The organism is Pseudomonas sp. 22490 (assembly GCF_052044465.1).
Lineage (GTDB): Bacteria > Pseudomonadota > Gammaproteobacteria > Pseudomonadales > Pseudomonadaceae > Pseudomonas > Pseudomonas aeruginosa.
Genome location: NZ_JBQENS010000025.1, coordinates 1 through 16,986 on the forward strand (window position 1 = coordinate 1; position 16,986 = coordinate 16,986).

Below are 16,986 nucleotides of genomic sequence, written 5' to 3' on the forward strand. Positions count from 1 at the left end.
CTACACCCTGCTGGCGATCCCGTTCTTCCTGCTCTCCGGCGCGTTCATGACCACCGGTGGCGTGGCGCGGCGCCTGATCGACTTCGCCAACGCCTGCGTCGGACACATCCGTGGCGGCCTGGCGATCGCCGCGGTGCTCGCCTGCATGCTCTTCGCCGCGCTATCCGGCTCGTCTCCGGCAACGGTGGCGGCAGTGGGTTCGATCGCCATCGCCGGCATGGTCCGCTCGGGTTATCCACAGGCGTTCGGCGCCGGGATCGTCTGCAACGCCGGCACCCTCGGCATCCTCATCCCGCCATCGATCGTGATGGTGGTCTACGCCGCCGCCACCGAGACCTCGGTGGGCAAGCTGTTCATCGCCGGCGTGGTTCCGGGGCTGCTGCTGGGACTGATCCTGATGGTGGTGATCTACATCGTCGCCCGGGTCAAGAAGCTGCCCGCCATGCCAAGGGTCAGTCTGCGCGAATGGCTGGCCAGCGCGCGCAAGGCGCTGTGGGGGCTGCTGCTGATGGTGATCATCCTCGGCGGCATCTATTCCGGCGCCTTCACCCCCACCGAGGCCGCCGCCGTCGCCGCGGTGTACTCGGCCTTCGTCGCACTGTTCGTCTACCGCGACATGCGCCTGAGCGAATGCCCGAAGGTGCTGCTGGAGTCCGGCAAGCTGACCATCATGCTGATGTTCATCATCGCCAACGCCATGCTCTTCGCCCACGTGCTGACCACCGAGCAGATACCGCAGAGCATCGCCAGCTGGGTCACGGAACTGGGACTTTCGCCATGGATGTTCCTGCTGGTGGTGAACATCGTGCTGCTGATCGCCGGCAACTTCATGGAGCCTTCGGCGATCATCCTGATCCTGGCGCCGATCTTCTTCCCCATCGCCATGGAGCTGGGCATCGATCCGATCCACCTCGGCATCATCATGGTGGTGAACATGGAGATCGGCCTGATCACGCCGCCGGTCGGGCTCAACCTGTTCGTCACCTCGGCGGTCACCGGCATGCCGCTGGGCGCGACCATCCGCGCAGCGCTGCCGTGGCTGATGATCCTGCTGGTGTTCCTGATCATCGTGACCTACATCCCGGCGGTATCCCTGGCATTGCCGAACTGGCTGGGGATGAGCTGACGGAACGGTAACGACGGCGGAAAACCCCGCCCTGCGCTCGGGCCTTCGGCAAAAATCCGCTCATGCCGCAGGCCCGTGCCCCGCAGTTGACGGGCCGGGCCACCTGTCGATGGCTGGCACGCCGCTTGCTCAATCGCTCGCAGTGCCCCTGGCACCGGCTTTCGGTTCGCCCAGCGAACCGCGCCCTTCGGCCACGAACCGGATGGCGGCCCCTTCCCCTGTGCCGACGTGCGCCAGCACGCGCGGCGGGTGGGCGGCGATCCCGTCCCCCCAGCGGTCTTCACACCCTGAAGCCCAAATGAAGAGCCCGGCGAACGCCGGGCTTCTTCATTTCTTTCCTTGTGCTTTTTCGTTCTTTGATAAGAGCGGAAAATTATTTTTACTTATAAATAAAAAATACTCCTCTCGAAATACTGCAACACTTCCCTGGAAAGTCGCGGCGGTTTTTCGACGGACCGTCAACAAGCCGGCGACCACCCACCTGAAAGTCAGAATACCGTCTCGCGAAATTCATTGATCGGCATCAACGATCCGGCTTGATCCGCGGCTTATAGCCCGATTTCGAGCAATTTCAAGCTTTCCCCGTAGCGGATGGCAAGACTTCCCCTATCACATGAAAAAACCGCCCTATTCCGGGCAGGTCTTAGATTCCTCTTCTATCTTTGGCACTCGCAACTTACAGGAATGCGTCATCTAATTACTTTGAGTAGGAAGCTATTGACGTGGATCAGCATTCAACAATAGCCGCTGCCGCCTAATGGCTTCACTCTCAATTCCTATAGGGAGATTCCGAAAATGTCCCAAGAATCCAGCCAAAAACTCCGACTAGGAGCGCTAACGGCTCTGGTTGTCGGCTCGATGATCGGAGGGGGCATCTTCTCCCTCCCGCAAAACATGGCAGCCAGCGCCGATGTCGGCGCCGTCCTGATCGGATGGGCGATCACCGCCGTCGGCATGCTCACCCTCGCTTTCGTCTTCCAGACCCTCGCCAACCGCAAGCCCGAACTCGACGGCGGCGTGTACGCCTACGCCAAGGCCGGCTTCGGCGACTACATGGGTTTCTCCTCGGCCTGGGGCTACTGGATCAGCGCCTGGCTGGGCAACGTCGGCTACTTCGTCCTGTTGTTCAGCACCCTCGGCTACTTCTTCCCGATCTTCGGCAAGGGCGACACCGTCGCGGCGATCGTCTGCGCCTCGGTCCTGCTCTGGGCCCTGCACTTCCTGGTGCTGCGCGGGATCAAGGAGGCGGCGTTCATCAACACCGTCACCACCGTGGCCAAGGTCGTGCCGCTGTTCCTGTTCATCCTGATCTGCCTGTTCGCCTTCAAGCTGGACATCTTCACCGCCGACATCTGGGGCAAGAGCAACCCGGACCTGGGCAGCGTGATGAACCAGGTGCGTAACATGATGCTGGTCACCGTCTGGGTGTTCATCGGCATCGAGGGCGCGAGCATCTTCTCCTCCCGCGCGGAAAAACGTTCCGACGTCGGCAAGGCCACCGTGATCGGCTTCATCACCGTCCTGCTCCTGCTGGTGCTGGTCAACGTGCTGTCCATGGGCGTGATGACCCAGCCGGAACTGGCCAAGCTGCAGAACCCGTCGATGGCGCTGGTACTCGAGCATGTGGTCGGCCACTGGGGCGCCGTGCTGATCAGCGTCGGCCTGCTGATCTCGCTGCTGGGCGCGCTGCTCTCCTGGGTGCTGCTGTGCGCCGAGATCATGTTCGCCGCCGCCAAGGACCACACCATGCCGGAGTTCCTGCGCCGCGAGAACGCCAACCAGGTGCCGGCCAACGCCCTGTGGCTGACCAACATCTGCGTACAGGTGTTCCTGGTGGTGGTGTTCTTCACCTCGGGCGACCCGGACGGCATGGACCCGTACACCAAGATGCTGCTCCTGGCCACCTCGATGATCCTGATCCCGTACTTCTGGTCCGCCGCCTATGGCCTGCTGCTGACCCTGAAGGGCGAGACCTACGAGAACGATGCCCGCGAACGCAGCAAGGACCTGGTCATCGCCGGCATCGCCGTGGCCTACGCGGTCTGGCTGCTCTACGCCGGGGGCCTGAAGTACCTGCTGCTGTCCGCCCTGCTGTATGCGCCCGGCGCGATCCTTTTCGCCAAGGCCAAGCACGAGGTCGGCCAGCCGATCTTCACCGGAATCGAAAAACTGATCTTCGCCGCAGTCGTCATTGGCGCCCTGGTGGCTGCCTACGGCCTCTACGACGGTTTCCTCACCCTCTGATTACTCCACTGGAGACGTGAAATGAGCACGGAAAAAACCAAACTTGGCGTCCACTCCGAAGCCGGCAAACTGCGCAAAGTGATGGTCTGCTCGCCCGGACTCGCCCACCAGCGCCTGACCCCGAGCAACTGCGACGAGTTGCTGTTCGACGACGTGATCTGGGTGAACCAGGCCAAGCGCGACCACTTCGACTTCGTCACCAAGATGCGCGAGCGCGGCATCGACGTCCTCGAGATGCACAATCTGCTGACCGAGACCATCCAGAACCCGGAAGCGCTGAAGTGGATCCTCGATCGCAAGATCACCGCCGACAGCGTCGGCCTGGGCCTGACCAGCGAGCTGCGCTCCTGGCTGGAGAGCCTGGAGCCGCGCAAGCTGGCCGAGTACCTGATCGGCGGCGTCGCCGCTGACGACCTGCCCGCCAGCGAAGGCGCCGACATCCTCAAGATGTACCGCGAGTACCTGGGCCATTCCAGCTTCCTGCTGCCGCCGTTGCCGAACACCCAGTTCACCCGTGACACCACGTGCTGGATCTACGGCGGCGTGACCCTGAACCCGATGTACTGGCCGGCGCGACGACAGGAAACCCTGCTGACCACCGCCATCTACAAGTTCCATCCCGAGTTCGCCAACGCCGAATTCGAGATCTGGTACGGCGACCCGGACAAGGACCACGGCTCCTCGACCCTGGAAGGCGGCGACGTGATGCCGATCGGCAACGGCGTGGTCCTGATCGGCATGGGCGAGCGCTCCTCGCGCCAGGCCATCGGTCAGGTCGCCCAGTCGCTGTTCGCCAAGGGCGCCGCCGAGCGGGTGATCGTCGCCGGCCTGCCGAAGTCCCGCGCCGCGATGCACCTGGACACCGTGTTCAGCTTCTGCGACCGCGACCTGGTCACGGTCTTCCCGGAAGTGGTCAAGGAAATCGTGCCCTTCAGCCTGCGCCCCGATCCGAGCAGCCCCTACGGCATGAACATCCGCCGCGAGGAGAAAACCTTCCTCGAAGTGGTCGCCGAATCCCTCGGCCTGAAGAAACTGCGCGTGGTCGAGACCGGCGGCAACAGCTTCGCCGCCGAGCGCGAGCAATGGGACGACGGTAACAACGTGGTCTGCCTGGAGCCGGGCGTGGTGGTCGGCTACGACCGCAACACCTACACCAACACCCTGCTGCGCAAGGCCGGCGTCGAGGTCATCACCATCAGCGCCAGCGAACTGGGTCGCGGTCGCGGCGGCGGCCACTGCATGACCTGCCCGATCATCCGCGACCCGATCGACTACTGACAGACAACCCGCTCTCGAGCTGAACGGCGGCGTCCCCAGGAGGGGCGCCGCCCACCGACTTCCCACAAGGAGATCAATCATGGCTTTCAACATGCACAACCGTAACCTGCTCAGCCTGATGCACCACAGCACCCGCGAGCTGCGTTACCTGCTCGACCTGTCCCGCGACCTCAAGCGCGCCAAGTACACCGGCACCGAGCAGCAGCACCTGAAGCGCAAGAACATTGCCCTGATCTTCGAGAAAACCTCCACTCGCACCCGCTGCGCCTTCGAGGTGGCCGCCTACGACCAGGGCGCCAACGTCACCTACATCGACCCGAACTCCTCGCAGATCGGCCACAAGGAGAGCATGAAGGACACCGCGCGGGTTCTCGGCCGGATGTACGACGCCATCGAGTACCGCGGCTTCAAGCAGGAAATCGTCGAGGAACTCGCGAAGTTCGCCGGCGTTCCGGTGTTCAACGGCCTGACCGACGAATACCACCCGACCCAGATGCTCGCCGACGTGCTGACCATGCGCGAGCACAGCGACAAGCCGCTGCACGACATCAGCTACGCCTACCTGGGCGACGCGCGCAACAACATGGGTAACTCCCTGCTGCTGATCGGCGCCAAGCTCGGCATGGACGTACGCATCGCCGCGCCGAAGGCGCTCTGGCCGCACGACGAGTTCGTCGCCCAGTGCAAGAAGTTCGCCGAGGAAAGCGGCGCCAAGCTGACCCTCACCGAGGATCCGAAGGAAGCCGTGAAGGGCGTGGACTTCGTCCACACCGACGTCTGGGTGTCGATGGGCGAGCCGGTGGAAGCCTGGGGCGAGCGGATCAAGGAACTGCTGCCCTACCAGGTCAACATGGAGATCATGAAGGCCACCGGCAACCCGCGGGCCAAGTTCATGCACTGCCTGCCGGCGTTCCACAACAGCGAGACCAAGGTCGGCAAGCAGATCGCCGAGCAGTATCCGAACCTGGCCAACGGCATCGAGGTGACCGAGGACGTCTTCGAGTCGCCCTACAACATCGCCTTCGAGCAGGCCGAGAACCGCATGCATACCATCAAGGCGATCCTCGTCTCGACCCTCGCCGACATCTGACCGCGCTCCTGCGCCCCGGCCCACGCGGCCGGGCGCAGCCGCCTTCCGGAGGTAACCGATATGCGTATCGTCGTCGCATTGGGCGGTAATGCCCTGCTACGCCGTGGCGAACCCATGACCGCGGACAACCAGCGGGAAAACGTGCGGATCGCCGCCGAACAGATCGCCAAGGTGGCGCCCGGCAACGAGCTGGTGATCGCCCACGGCAACGGCCCCCAGGTCGGCCTGCTGGCCCTCCAGGGTGCCGCCTACGACAAGGTCTCGCCCTACCCGCTGGACGTCCTCGGCGCGGAAACCGAGGGCATGATCGGCTACATGATCGAACAGGAAATGGGCAACCTGCTGCCGTTCGAAGTGCCGTTCGCCACCATCCTCACCCAGGTCGAGGTGGACGGTAAGGATCCGGCGTTCCAGAACCCGACCAAGCCGATCGGCCCGGTCTACTCCAGGGAAGAAGCCGAGCGCCTGGCCGCCGAGAAGGGCTGGAGCATCGCCCCGGACGGCGACAAGTTCCGCCGCGTGGTGCCCAGCCCGCGGCCGAAGCGGATCTTCGAGATCCGCCCGGTGAAGTGGCTGCTGGAGAAAGGCACCATCGTCATCTGCGCTGGCGGCGGCGGTATCCCGACCATGTACGACGAGGCCGGGAAGAAGCTCAGCGGCGTCGAGGCGGTGATCGACAAGGACCTCTGCTCCTCGCTGCTGGCCCAGGAGCTGGTGGCCGACATCCTGATCATCGCCACCGACGTCGACGCGGCCTACGTCGACTGGGGCAAGCCGACCCAGAAGGCCATCGCCCAGGCCCACCCGGACGAACTGGAGCGCCTCGGCTTCGCCGCCGGCTCCATGGGTCCGAAGGTCCAGGCCGCCATCGAGTTCGCCCGCGCCACCGGCAAGGACGCGGTGATCGGTTCGCTCGCGGACATCGTCGCGATCACCGAGGGCAAGGCGGGAACACGGGTCAGCACACGCAAGGCGGGCATCGAGTACCGCTGATACACCACCCCCAGGGCCGCTTCGCGGCCCTTCTTCATTCTCCTCTGCCGGCATCGGGCGAAAGGTGGATAGCGCCACGCCTCTGCGCGCGGACTTTCAAGCAAGTCCCGCAACACTCGCCTACGCCCCACCTCTGCCAACAGCCCGGCCATGGGCGTCAATCTCCCCACGGCAGACCGCCAGCACTTGTGGAAAGCCCACGCAACGCGGTATTCAGTAGGAAAATACGTGACTCGATAGTCATGATTCACGTCAGCATAGTCACCCTGATCATTTCAACGGCCACTGGCTCGTGCCCGGGTCCGTGAAGCTCGCCTCGCCGACGGGAAAGGCCGCCATCGCCGCCACGCGCTTCCCGCTCCGGACCAGGCAGCAGCCCGGCACGCGAACGACTATTCGAAGGAGTTTCTGAGTGATGTCTCGACTACCGGTCATTGTTGGTTTCGGTGGCTACAACGCAGCAGGCCGTAGTTCCTTCCACCACGGCTTCCGCCGCATGGTCATCGAATCGATGGACCCGCAGGCGCGCCAGGAAACCCTAGCCGGCCTGGCGGTCATGATGAAACTGGTCAAGGCCGAAGGCGGCCGCTACCTGGCCGAAGACGGCACGCCGCTGTCCCCGGAGGACATCGAGCGGCGCTACGCCGAACGCATCTTCGCCTCTACCCTGGTGCGACGCATCGAACCGCAGTACCTCGACCCGGATGCAGTCCACTGGCACAAGGTCCTCGAGCTGTCCCCTGCCGAAGGCCAGGCGCTGACCTTCAAGGCCTCGCCCAAGCAACTGCCCGAGCCGCTGCCGGCCAACTGGTCGATCGCTCCCGCGGAGGACGGCGAGGTGCTGGTGAGCATCCACGAGCGCTGCGAGTTCAAGGTCGACAGCTACCGTGCGCTGACGGTGAAGTCCGCCGGCCAGTTGCCCACCGGTTTCGAACCGGGCGAGCTGTACAACTCGCGCTTCCACCCGCGCGGCCTGCAGATGTCGGTGGTCGCCGCGACCGACGCGATCCGCTCCACCGGCATCGACTGGAAGACCATCGTCGACAACGTCCAGCCCGACGAGATCGCGGTATTCTCCGGCAGCATCATGAGCCAGCTCGACGACAACGGTTTCGGCGGCCTGATGCAATCCCGCCTGAAGGGCCACCGGGTCTCGGCCAAGCAACTGCCGCTGGGCTTCAACAGCATGCCCACCGATTTCATCAATGCCTACGTGCTCGGCAGCGTCGGCATGACCGGCAGCATCACAGGCGCCTGCGCCACCTTCCTCTACAACCTGCAGAAGGGTATCGACGTCATCACCAGCGGCCAGGCCCGGGTGGTCATCGTCGGCAACAGCGAGGCGCCGATCCTGCCGGAGTGCATCGAGGGCTACAGTGCCATGGGCGCACTGGCCACCGAAGAAGGCCTGCGCCTGATCGAAGGCCGCGACGACGTGGACTTCCGCCGCGCCAGCCGGCCGTTCGGCGAGAACTGCGGCTTCACCCTGGCCGAGTCCAGCCAATACGTAGTGCTGATGGACGACGAACTGGCCCTGCGCCTGGGCGCGGATATCCACGGCGCGGTAACCGACGTGTTCATCAACGCCGACGGTTTCAAGAAGTCCATCTCCGCCCCCGGCCCGGGCAACTACCTGACGGTAGCCAAGGCGGTGGCCAGCGCGGTGCAGATCGTCGGCCTGGACACCGTGCGCCACGCCAGCTTCGTCCACGCCCACGGCTCCAGCACGCCGGCCAACCGGGTCACCGAATCGGAAATCCTCGACCGCGTGGCCAGCGCCTTCGGCATCGACGGCTGGCCGGTCACCGCGGTGAAGGCCTACGTCGGCCACTCCCTGGCCACCGCCAGCGCCGATCAACTGATTTCCGCCCTGGGCACCTTCAAGTACGGCATCCTCCCTGGGATCAAGACCATCGACAAGGTCGCCGACGACGTCCACCAGCAGCGCCTGAGCATCTCCAATCGCGACATGCGCCAGGACAAGCCGCTGGAGGTATGCTTCATCAACTCCAAGGGCTTCGGCGGCAACAACGCCAGCGGCGTGGTGCTGTCGCCGCGAATCGCCGAGAAGATGCTGCGCAAGCGCCATGGCCAAGCGGCCTTCGCCGCCTACGTCGAGAAGCGCGAGCAGACCCGCGCCGCCGCCCGCGCCTACGACCAGCGCGCGCTGCAGGGCGACCTGGAGATCATCTACAACTTCGGCCAGGACCTGATCGACGAACATGCCATCGAGGTCAGCGCCGAACAGGTGACGGTGCCCGGCTTCAGCCAGCCGCTGGTATACAAGAAGGACGCGCGTTTCAGCGACATGCTCGACTGAGCGCCGCCACAACGGAAAAGGCCCGGCTAGACCGGGCCTTTTCGTTTCAGTGCAGCGCGCGCGCCAGTTGGATCAGCTCGCTGCGCCACTCGGCAGCGCGCGGCAGGGCCAGGAAGGAGCCGTTGAGGTAGTCCTCGCGCGGCTCGTAGGTGAATGGCGCGCCATGCAGGTCGAGCACCTCGCCGCCGGCGCCTTCCAGCACACCCTGGGCGGCGGCCGTGTCCCATTGCGAGGTTGGCGTCAGGCGCGGATAGCAGTCGGCAGCGCCCTCGGCCAGCAGGCAGAACTTCAGCGAACTGCCGATGCTGGCTCGCCGCAGGTCGCCGAAGCGCTCACTCAAGCCATCCAGCAGGCGCTCCTGGGCCGGGCTGCCATGGCGCTTGCTGGCCACCACGGTGAAGGCCTCCTCGGGCTCCAGGCGCACACTGATCGGTTGCGCGCGGCCATCGGCCTCCTCGCGCCAGGCACCGAGACCGGCGCCACCGTAGTAGCAGCGGCCGCTCACCGGCACGCCGACCAGGCCGAACAGCACCCGGCCATCCTCGACCAGGGCCACGTTGACGGTGAACTCCTCGCTACCGGAGATGAACTCCTTGGTGCCGTCCAGCGGGTCCACCAGCCACCAGCGCCGCCAGTGGCCGCGCTCGCTCAGCGGTATCTCGCAATCCTCTTCGGAAAGCACCGGAATGTCCGGCGCCAGCGCCCGCAACCCCGCCTCCAATATATGGTGCGCGGCAAGGTCGGCGGCGGTAACCGGCGATTCGTCGGCCTTCGAGCGCACCGCCACGTCGGCGCGCCAGTGCGGCAGGATCGCCTCGCCGGCGCGCCGCACCAGCGCCACCAATTCGCCCCAGGGCACCGGTCTCATGCCTGGTACTCGCCGCGCTGAGTGAGCAGGTCGCGTACCAGGTACAGCGCAGCCAGGGCGCGGCCTTCGCTGAACTGGGCGTGCTGGGCCAGGCTCGACAGTTCGCGCAGGCTGATGCGATCGACGCCCATCGGCTCCGGCTCGTCGCCCGGCAGGCGCTCCTCGTAGAGGTCGCGCGCCAGCACCACCTGGATGCGCTGGCTCATGTAGCCCGGCGACAGCGACAGTTCGGTGATGTGCTCCAGTTGCCGGGCACCGTAGCCCGCTTCCTCCTTGAGCTCGCGGTTGGCCGCCGCGAGGATGTCCTCGCCCGGCTCGACCAGGCCCTTGGGCAGCGACAACTGGTATTCGTCGACCCCGGCGCAATATTCCTCCACCAGCACCGCGTGCTCGGCATCGAGCATGGCCACCACCATCACCGCACCGTAGCCCTGGCCCTTGCCGACCAGACGCTCGTAGGTGCGCTCGACGCCATTGCTGAAGCGCAGTTGCAACTCCTCGACAGCGAACAGTCGGCTCTTCGCGACGATCTCGCTGGCGAGTACGGTGGGTTTCTGACGCATGTGGATAACTCCTTGGCGAAGCCGGCGGGTTATCATACCCCGGCTTTTCCGATTATCCCTGTCGGAGATTGATGGGAAGCGACAGATTTCCGCATCGATCGCGACGAACCGCGACAAGAGCCGCCATGCCCACCCTGCCCTGGTCCGCCATCGACACCGTGCTGCTCGACATGGACGGCACCCTGCTCGACCTGCACTTCGACAACCACTTCTGGCTGGAACACCTGCCCCAGCGCTATGCCGAACGCAATGGCCTCAGTCGCACCGAAGCCGACGCCGTGCTCGAGCCGCTGTTCCGCGAACACGCCGGCCAGCTCAACTGGTACTGCCTGGATTTCTGGAGCCGGGAACTGGACCTGTCGATCCGCGAACTCAAGCACGAGGTGGCGCACCTGATCTCGCTGCGTCCGCACGCCGATACCTTCCTCGCCGCCCTGCGCCGGGCCGGCAAGCGCGTGGCGCTGATCACCAACGCGCACCGCGACTCGCTGTCGCTGAAGCTGGAACGGATCGAACTGGCGCCCTATTTCGACCGACTGATCAGCTCCCACGACTACGGCTACCCGAAGGAGGACGCGCGCTTCTGGAGCGCCCTGCAAGCCGATTTCGGCTTCGACCCGCAGCGCAGCCTGTTCATCGACGACAGCCTGCCGATCCTGCGCAGCGCCCGCGCCTATGGTGTCGCCCACCTGTTGGCGGTACGCCACCCGGACAGCCGTGGCCAGGTCCGGGACACCGAGGAGTTCGCCGCCCAGGAGGACTACCGGCGGCTGCTCGAAGGACTGCCGTAGCCGCGGAAACGAAAACCCCGCCACGCGGGCGGGGTTGGCGAAACGCCGGGATCACTCGGGAATGCGCAGGACCTGGCCGGGGTAGATCTTGTCCGGATGGCTGAGCATCGGCTTGTTGGCCTCGAAGATCTTCATGTAGGCGTTGGCATTGCCGTATTCGGCCTTGGCGATGGCGCTCAGGGTGTCGCCTTTCTTCACAGTGACGAAGCGCGCCTCCGGAGCGGCCTGGGCCACGGTGATCTTGTCTTCCACCGAGGAGACGCCGGCGACGTTGCCCAGCGCCAGCAGGATCTTCTCTTTCTCCTCCTGGCTGGCCACCTCGCCCGAGGCGATGACCTTGTCGCCTTCCACCGAAACCTGGATGTTCGGGTTGCCCAGGCCGACCTTGGCGACGTGCTCCTTCAGCGACTCGGCCGCCTGTGCCTCATGCCCCGTCAGCGTATCCCACAGCTTTTCACCGGCTTCCTTCACGAACGCGAAAATACCCATCTTTGGTTCTCCCTTTACGGTTACGGTTGCAAGCGGCCGGCGCAATCCCGATCCGCGACTAGCCAAGTCTAGACTGCAAAAACCGGCGAAATATCCCCAGGCTCCTTCGTCACCCCATAACACTGCGCCCATTCGCGTTAAGATTCGGCGACACCCCCGCCACGGAAGCGCCGATGGACATCAAGCAACTGAAATTCCTCTGCGCCCTCGACGAAACCCGCCACTTCGGCCAGGCCGCCGCGCGCTGCCACGTCACCCAGCCGACCCTGTCCATGCGCCTGCGCAGCCTGGAGGAAGAACTCGGCCTGGAACTGGTGCGACGCAGCCAGCGCTTCGAAGGCTTCACCGAGGCCGGCGAGCGCGTACTGGCCTGGGCACGCAGCCTGCTGGCGGCCCAGGAAGGGCTGTACGCGGAAGCCGCCGCCTGCCGCGGGCAACTGGTCGGGACCCTGCGCCTGGGCGTGGTGCCGCTGGCCAGCTTCGACCCGATGCGCCTGGTCCAGCACATGGCCGGGCGCCACCCGGAGTTGCGTTTCCAGCTCTATTCCCTGAGTTCGGAACAGGTACTCGAAGGCCTGGCGCGCAACCAGTTCGATCTCGGCGTCTCTTATCTGGACCGTCTGGACCGCAGCCATTTCGAGGGCATCGAACTGGCGGAGACCCGCATGGGCCTGCTCCATCACCCCAGCCATTTCCCGCTCGACGCCGCGCTGCTGAACTGGGAAGCGCTGGCTGGCCTGCCGCTAGGCCTGCTCTCGGCGGGCATGCACTTCCGCCAATCCATCGACCACAACTTCCGCAGCCGCGGGTTGAGCCCCATCGCGCGCCTGGAAACCGACTCGGTACAGCAACTGCTGCAGGCGGTGCAGCGCGGCTTGTGCTGCGCGATCATGCCGCTGGGCAGCGAAGTCGACGGCGAGTTGCGCCTGATCCCCATCGAGGACGCCCATACCCTGGCAGCGCTCGGTCTGATCATCCGCAGCGGACAGCCGCGCTCGGCGCTGGCCGAAGCCTGTTTCGAGGAAGCCCGGAACTGGTTGGCGCCGCAGTCTTGATAGATCACGTCGATCAGCGCATCGGCACAACCGATTAGACGCTGCCCCGCGTCAGGCCTAGGCTGGTGCCACACCTAGAACGATAGGGCCCAGCCCATGCCTTGCCAGCCTGCATGCCCGGTATCCGCGGATACCTGGGCGCCTTCCGCCGTTCCCGACGATTACCGCTACGCCGACCTGCACCTGCCGCAGCAGGTCGGCCAGGCCTCCCTTGCCGCCGAGTGTGCCGTGGCGATCAGCTACAACGGACTGAACCAGGCGGTGATGATGGCCTCGCCCGAGGACATCGAGGATTTCGTCCGCGGTTTCAGCCTCAGCAGCGGCTTCGTGGAGTCCATCGACGACATCTATGAAATCCGCGTCAGCGGCCAGGGCGAATCCCTCCACGCCGAGGTCGAAATCAGCAGCCGCGCGTTCTGGAACCTCAAGCGCCAACGCCGGCAACTGGCCGGCACTTCCGGATGCGGCCTGTGCGGCGTCGAAGCCCTGGAGCAGGCCCTGCCGCAACTGCCGGAACGGTCGCCGCAGGCGCTGCCTCCCGCCGCCCATCTCGGCGCCCTGCGCCAGCGTATCGAGCAGGCCCAGCGACTGGCGCGCCATAGCGGCGCCCTGCATGCCGCGCTGTATTTCGACGGGCATGGCGAGCTGCGCCTGTGTCGCGAGGACATCGGCCGCCACAACGCCCTCGACAAGCTGATCGGCGCCCTGCACCGCCAAGGCCTCGACGCCGCGCGCGGTTTCGCCGTGGTCACCAGCCGCTGCAGCCTGGAGCTTATCCACAAGGCCGTACGTGCCGGGATCGGCACCCTGGTCAGCCTCTCCGCCCCCACCGCCCTGACCGTGCAATGGGCGCGCCGCCACCAACTGAACCTGATCCACCAGCCCCATCACAACGCCCCGCGGGTCTACAGCCCGGCGCCGGCCGCAACCGAGTGAGTCCGCCATGAGCCTGCAACCTCTCCAACCCCGCTACAAGCCCTATGCCGGCGCCGCCGCCGGCTGGGGCGCGCTGCGCAGCGTGGCGCACTTCTGGCTGGACAGCAAACAGCCGTTCAAGAACCTCCGCGCCCTGCTCAAGACCAACCAGAACGGCGGTTTCGACTGCCCCGGCTGCGCCTGGGGCGACTCGCCGGAAGACGGCCGGGTGAAGTTCTGCGAGAACGGTGCCAAGGCAGTCAACTGGGAAGCCACCAAGCGCCGCGTCGACGCGGCGTTCTTCGCCCGCTACAGCGTCAGCGCCCTGCGCGAACAGAGCGACTACTGGCTGGAATACCAGGGCCGCCTCACCGGACCGATGCGCTACGACCCGCTCAGCGACCACTACCAGCCGATCACCTGGGACGCCGCCTTCGCCCTGGTCGCCGAGCACCTGCGACGCCTGGATAGCCCCGACCAGGCGGAGTTCTATACCTCCGGGCGGGCCAGCAACGAGGCGGCCTACCTCTACCAGTTGTTCGTCCGCGCGTTCGGCACAAACAACTTCCCCGACTGCTCGAACATGTGCCACGAAGCCAGCGGCGTGGCACTGGGCCGCAGCGTCGGGGTCGGCAAGGGCAGCGTGACCTTCGACGACTTCGAACACGCCGACGCGATCTTCATCCTTGGGCAGAACCCCGGCACCAACCACCCGCGCATGCTCGAGCCGCTGCGCGAGGCAGTGAAGCGCGGTGCCCAGGTGGTCTGCTTCAACCCTCTCAAGGAGCGCGGCCTGGAGCGCTTCCAGCACCCGCAGAACGCGCTGGAAATGCTGACCAACGGGTCCTCGCCGCTGAACACCGCGTTCTTCCGTCCGGCACTGGGCGGCGACATGGCGGCGATCCGCGGGATCGCCAAGTTCCTCCTCGCCTGGGAGCGCGAAGCCCAGGCCGAGGGTAGCGAGCCGGTATTCGACCACGCCTTCATCGCCGAGCACACCGACGGCCTCGAGGCCTACCTGGCCGAACTGGATGCCACCCCCTGGGAACACCTGGAGCGCCAGTCCGGGCTGGGCCTGGCGGAAATCGAGCAGGCTGCGCGGATGTACCGGCGGGCGAACAGGGTCATCGTCTGCTGGGCGATGGGCATCACCCAGCACCACCATTCGGTGGCGATCATCCAGGAAATCGTCAACCTGCAACTCCTGCGCGGCAACCTGGGCCGCCCGGGCGCCGGTCTCTGCCCGGTCCGCGGCCACAGCAACGTTCAGGGTGACCGCACCATGGGCATCAACGAGCGGCCGCCGGCGGCGCTGCTCGACGCACTGGAACGGCGCTTCGGCTTCGAAGTGCCACGCCACAACGGGCACAACGCCGTCGAGGCGATCGCCGCGATGCTCGCCGGCAAGTCGAAGGTCTTCATCGGCCTGGGCGGCAATTTCGCCCAGGCCACCCCGGACAGTCCGCGCACCCACGCCGCCCTGGCGTCATGCGACCTGACCGTGCACATCAGCACCAAGCTCAACCGCAGCCACCTGACCACCGGCCGCGACGCACTGATCCTGCCCTGCCTGGGGCGCACCGACATCGACCGCCAAGCCGAAGGCCCGCAGGCGGTCACGGTGGAAGACTCGTTCAGCATGATCCACGCATCCTACGGGCAACTGGAGCCGCTCTCGCAGCAGATGCGTTCGGAGCCGGCGATCATCGCCGGCATCGCCAAGGCAACCCTGGGCAACCATCCGGTGGACTGGGACGCGCTGATCGCCAACTACGAGCGCATCCGCGAGCTGATCGCCGACACCATCCCCGGTTTCGCCGACTTCAACCGCCGCGTCCGCCATCCCGGTGGCTTCTACCTCGGCAACTCCGCCGGCGAACGACGCTGGAACACCGCCAGCGGCAAGGCCAACTTCGTCGCCAACCCGCTGCCCCGCGACCTGTTGCCGGCACAGGTGCGCGACAGCGGCCTCGAACCCGACCTGATCCTGCAGACCCTGCGCTCCCATGACCAGTACAACACCACCATCTACGGCCTGGACGATCGCTATCGCGGAGTGAAGGGCCAGCGCGAAGTGGTATTCGCCAACGAGGCGGATATCCGCCGCCTGGGCTACCAGCCGGGCGACAAGGTCGACCTGGTCTCGCTGTGGAGCGATGGCATCGAACGCCGGGTACGCCGCTTCACCCTGCTCGCCTTCGACATCCCGGCCGGCCAGGCAGCCGCCTACTACCCGGAAACCAATCCCCTGGTGCCGCTGGAGAGCGTCGGCGTCGGCAGCCATACGCCGACTTCGAAGTTCATCGCGGTACGCCTGGAAAAGGCCACGGGCGACGGGCGCATTATCTGAAGCCCATGAAAAACGCCGCCTCCTGCAACAGGAGGCGGCGTCTTAAGGAAAAAGTCGATGAAAGGCCTTGAAGGCAGGCCGCTCGTCGGCGTTAGAATGGCCAGCATCCCGCCAGCAAAAATACCGATTTCGACCCTGAAATCGCGGTTCACATTTGGTTTACGACCGCCTCTACTTAAGAAAGTTCCCCATACAAAACAAGTACTTGGAATATTTCGAATTTGCTCTACCAATCGTCGGCTGGCGCTTGTCAGCGGTTTGGGCCAACCCCAGCATCGCAGCCGTCATCCCCACAGAGAGAAACTCTCTATGAAGTATTCCTCGATACTCCTGTTGTCCCTGAGTCTGGTCGGTAGTACCGCCTTCGCAGGCGACGACACCCGCGCGGCCATCGGCGGCGCCTTGGGCGGGGTGTTGGGTTCGGTCGTCGGCGATGCGGTCGGCGGCAGCACTGGCGCCGCGATCGGTAGTGGCATCGGTGGCGCTGCGGGCGGTGCAGTCGGCGCCGGACGCGGCAACAAGACCGAAGCGGCGATCGGCGGCGGCCTCGGTGCCGCAGGCGGCAACGTCATCGGCCGGCAGATCGGTGGCAGCACCGGTGGCCTGATCGGCGCGGCCCTCGGCGGCGCCGGCGGCGGCGCGCTGGGCAACCATTATGGCGACGGCAACCGCCGCTACGACGACGATGACGACTACCGCGACCGTCGCTACTACCGCCGCGCCGGCTATCGCGATGGCTATTACCGGCATGACAACGGCCATCACTATGGCCAGTACAAGAAGTGGAAGCGCCACAAGCATCATCGTCGCTACTACGACGACTGAACCCGCCGCTCCCTACGAGGCAAAGGCCGGGCCGGATGGTCCGGCCTTTGTGCGAACGACCGTATTTCCCTCCCGATTG

The 16,986-nt window shown here is 65.5% G+C and carries 14 protein-coding genes; 11 read left to right on the forward strand and 3 right to left on the reverse strand.

Annotation, left to right across the window (positions count from 1 at the left end):
* From dctM to fabY, 6 genes are all read left to right on the forward strand, one after another.
* On the forward strand, positions 1 to 1,126 hold a 1,126-nt coding region (dctM, locus tag ACTJJX_RS24175; protein WP_048305411.1), incomplete at its 5' end, for a C4-dicarboxylate TRAP transporter large permease protein DctM.
* A 795-nt stretch (positions 1,127 to 1,921) separates the two neighbouring features.
* Positions 1,922 to 3,370: an arginine-ornithine antiporter gene (arcD, locus tag ACTJJX_RS24180; RefSeq protein WP_003123669.1), complete on the forward strand. Its 1,449-nt coding sequence runs from the start codon at positions 1,922 to 1,924 to the stop codon at positions 3,368 to 3,370.
* Positions 3,371 to 3,391: 21 nt separating this feature from the next.
* Complete coding sequence (gene arcA / locus ACTJJX_RS24185) at positions 3,392 to 4,648, forward strand: arginine deiminase (protein ID WP_003100029.1); 1,257 nt, start codon at positions 3,392 to 3,394, stop codon at positions 4,646 to 4,648.
* Between the two features lie 79 nt (positions 4,649 to 4,727).
* Positions 4,728 to 5,738 (forward strand): ornithine carbamoyltransferase, encoded by a 1,011-nt coding sequence (locus ACTJJX_RS24190; protein WP_003100031.1) that lies wholly within the window; start codon positions 4,728 to 4,730, stop codon positions 5,736 to 5,738.
* 60 nt (positions 5,739 to 5,798) lie between these two features.
* Positions 5,799 to 6,731, forward strand: a complete 933-nt coding sequence (gene arcC, locus ACTJJX_RS24195; protein WP_003100033.1) for a carbamate kinase — start codon at positions 5,799 to 5,801, stop codon at positions 6,729 to 6,731.
* A 415-nt stretch (positions 6,732 to 7,146) separates the two neighbouring features.
* Entirely contained in the window at positions 7,147 to 9,051 is a 1,905-nt protein-coding gene (fabY, locus tag ACTJJX_RS24200; protein ID WP_003114068.1) for a beta-ketoacyl-ACP synthase FabY, read from the forward strand.
* Positions 9,052 to 9,097: 46 nt separating this feature from the next.
* On the opposite strand, the gene cysQ is transcribed toward fabY, so the two are convergent.
* Positions 9,098 to 9,919: a 3'(2'),5'-bisphosphate nucleotidase CysQ gene (gene cysQ / locus ACTJJX_RS24205; protein WP_003100038.1), complete on the reverse strand. Its 822-nt coding sequence runs from the start codon at positions 9,917 to 9,919 to the stop codon at positions 9,098 to 9,100.
* Positions 9,916 to 10,482: an ADP compounds hydrolase NudE gene (gene nudE, locus ACTJJX_RS24210; protein ID WP_003096206.1), complete on the reverse strand. Its 567-nt coding sequence runs from the start codon at positions 10,480 to 10,482 to the stop codon at positions 9,916 to 9,918. Before nudE ends, cysQ begins: the two co-directional genes overlap by 4 nt.
* A 125-nt stretch (positions 10,483 to 10,607) precedes the next feature.
* Here nudE and yrfG point away from each other — a divergent pair, with 125 nt between their 5' ends.
* Complete coding sequence (yrfG, locus tag ACTJJX_RS24215; protein ID WP_003114065.1) at positions 10,608 to 11,273, forward strand: GMP/IMP nucleotidase; 666 nt, start codon at positions 10,608 to 10,610, stop codon at positions 11,271 to 11,273.
* Between the two features lie 51 nt (positions 11,274 to 11,324).
* Here yrfG and lysM read toward each other — a convergent pair whose 3' ends face one another.
* Positions 11,325 to 11,762, reverse strand: a complete 438-nt coding sequence (lysM, locus tag ACTJJX_RS24220; RefSeq protein WP_003096210.1) for a peptidoglycan-binding protein LysM — start codon at positions 11,760 to 11,762, stop codon at positions 11,325 to 11,327.
* Positions 11,763 to 11,935: 173 nt separating this feature from the next.
* On the opposite strand from lysM, the gene ACTJJX_RS24225 reads away from it, so the two are divergent.
* The 4 genes from ACTJJX_RS24225 (at position 11,936) to ACTJJX_RS24240 (ending at position 16,907) form a co-directional block, all read left to right on the forward strand.
* Entirely contained in the window at positions 11,936 to 12,817 is an 882-nt protein-coding gene (locus ACTJJX_RS24225; protein WP_003100042.1) for a LysR family transcriptional regulator, read from the forward strand.
* 96 nt (positions 12,818 to 12,913) lie between these two features.
* Complete coding sequence (gene fdhD, locus ACTJJX_RS24230) at positions 12,914 to 13,753, forward strand: formate dehydrogenase accessory sulfurtransferase FdhD (RefSeq protein ID WP_003100044.1); 840 nt, start codon at positions 12,914 to 12,916, stop codon at positions 13,751 to 13,753.
* 7 nt (positions 13,754 to 13,760) lie between these two features.
* On the forward strand, positions 13,761 to 16,082 hold the full coding sequence (locus ACTJJX_RS24235) for an FdhF/YdeP family oxidoreductase (RefSeq protein ID WP_003118023.1): 2,322 nt from the start codon (positions 13,761 to 13,763) through the stop codon (positions 16,080 to 16,082).
* Positions 16,083 to 16,391: 309 nt separating this feature from the next.
* Entirely contained in the window at positions 16,392 to 16,907 is a 516-nt protein-coding gene (locus ACTJJX_RS24240; protein ID WP_003100049.1) for a hypothetical protein, read from the forward strand.
* Positions 16,908 to 16,986: the final 79 nt, after the last annotated feature.

What these genes read in the sequence shown, in the direction of transcription:
- arcD (WP_003123669.1), top strand. Translation starts at nt 1,922, where the DNA reads ATGTCCCAAGAATCCAGCCAAAAACTCCGACTAGGAGCGCTAACGGCT.
- arcA (WP_003100029.1), top strand. Translation starts at nt 3,392, where the DNA reads ATGAGCACGGAAAAAACCAAACTTGGCGTCCACTCCGAAGCCGGCAAA.
- ACTJJX_RS24190 (WP_003100031.1), top strand. Translation starts at nt 4,728, where the DNA reads ATGGCTTTCAACATGCACAACCGTAACCTGCTCAGCCTGATGCACCAC.
- arcC (WP_003100033.1), top strand. Translation starts at nt 5,799, where the DNA reads ATGCGTATCGTCGTCGCATTGGGCGGTAATGCCCTGCTACGCCGTGGC.
- fabY (WP_003114068.1), top strand. Translation starts at nt 7,147, where the DNA reads ATGTCTCGACTACCGGTCATTGTTGGTTTCGGTGGCTACAACGCAGCA.
- cysQ (WP_003100038.1), bottom strand. Translation starts at nt 9,919, where the DNA reads ATGAGACCGGTGCCCTGGGGCGAATTGGTGGCGCTGGTGCGGCGCGCC.
- nudE (WP_003096206.1), bottom strand. Translation starts at nt 10,482, where the DNA reads ATGCGTCAGAAACCCACCGTACTCGCCAGCGAGATCGTCGCGAAGAGC.
- yrfG (WP_003114065.1), top strand. Translation starts at nt 10,608, where the DNA reads ATGCCCACCCTGCCCTGGTCCGCCATCGACACCGTGCTGCTCGACATG.
- lysM (WP_003096210.1), bottom strand. Translation starts at nt 11,762, where the DNA reads ATGGGTATTTTCGCGTTCGTGAAGGAAGCCGGTGAAAAGCTGTGGGAT.
- ACTJJX_RS24225 (WP_003100042.1), top strand. Translation starts at nt 11,936, where the DNA reads ATGGACATCAAGCAACTGAAATTCCTCTGCGCCCTCGACGAAACCCGC.
- fdhD (WP_003100044.1), top strand. Translation starts at nt 12,914, where the DNA reads ATGCCTTGCCAGCCTGCATGCCCGGTATCCGCGGATACCTGGGCGCCT.
- ACTJJX_RS24235 (WP_003118023.1), top strand. Translation starts at nt 13,761, where the DNA reads ATGAGCCTGCAACCTCTCCAACCCCGCTACAAGCCCTATGCCGGCGCC.
- ACTJJX_RS24240 (WP_003100049.1), top strand. Translation starts at nt 16,392, where the DNA reads ATGAAGTATTCCTCGATACTCCTGTTGTCCCTGAGTCTGGTCGGTAGT.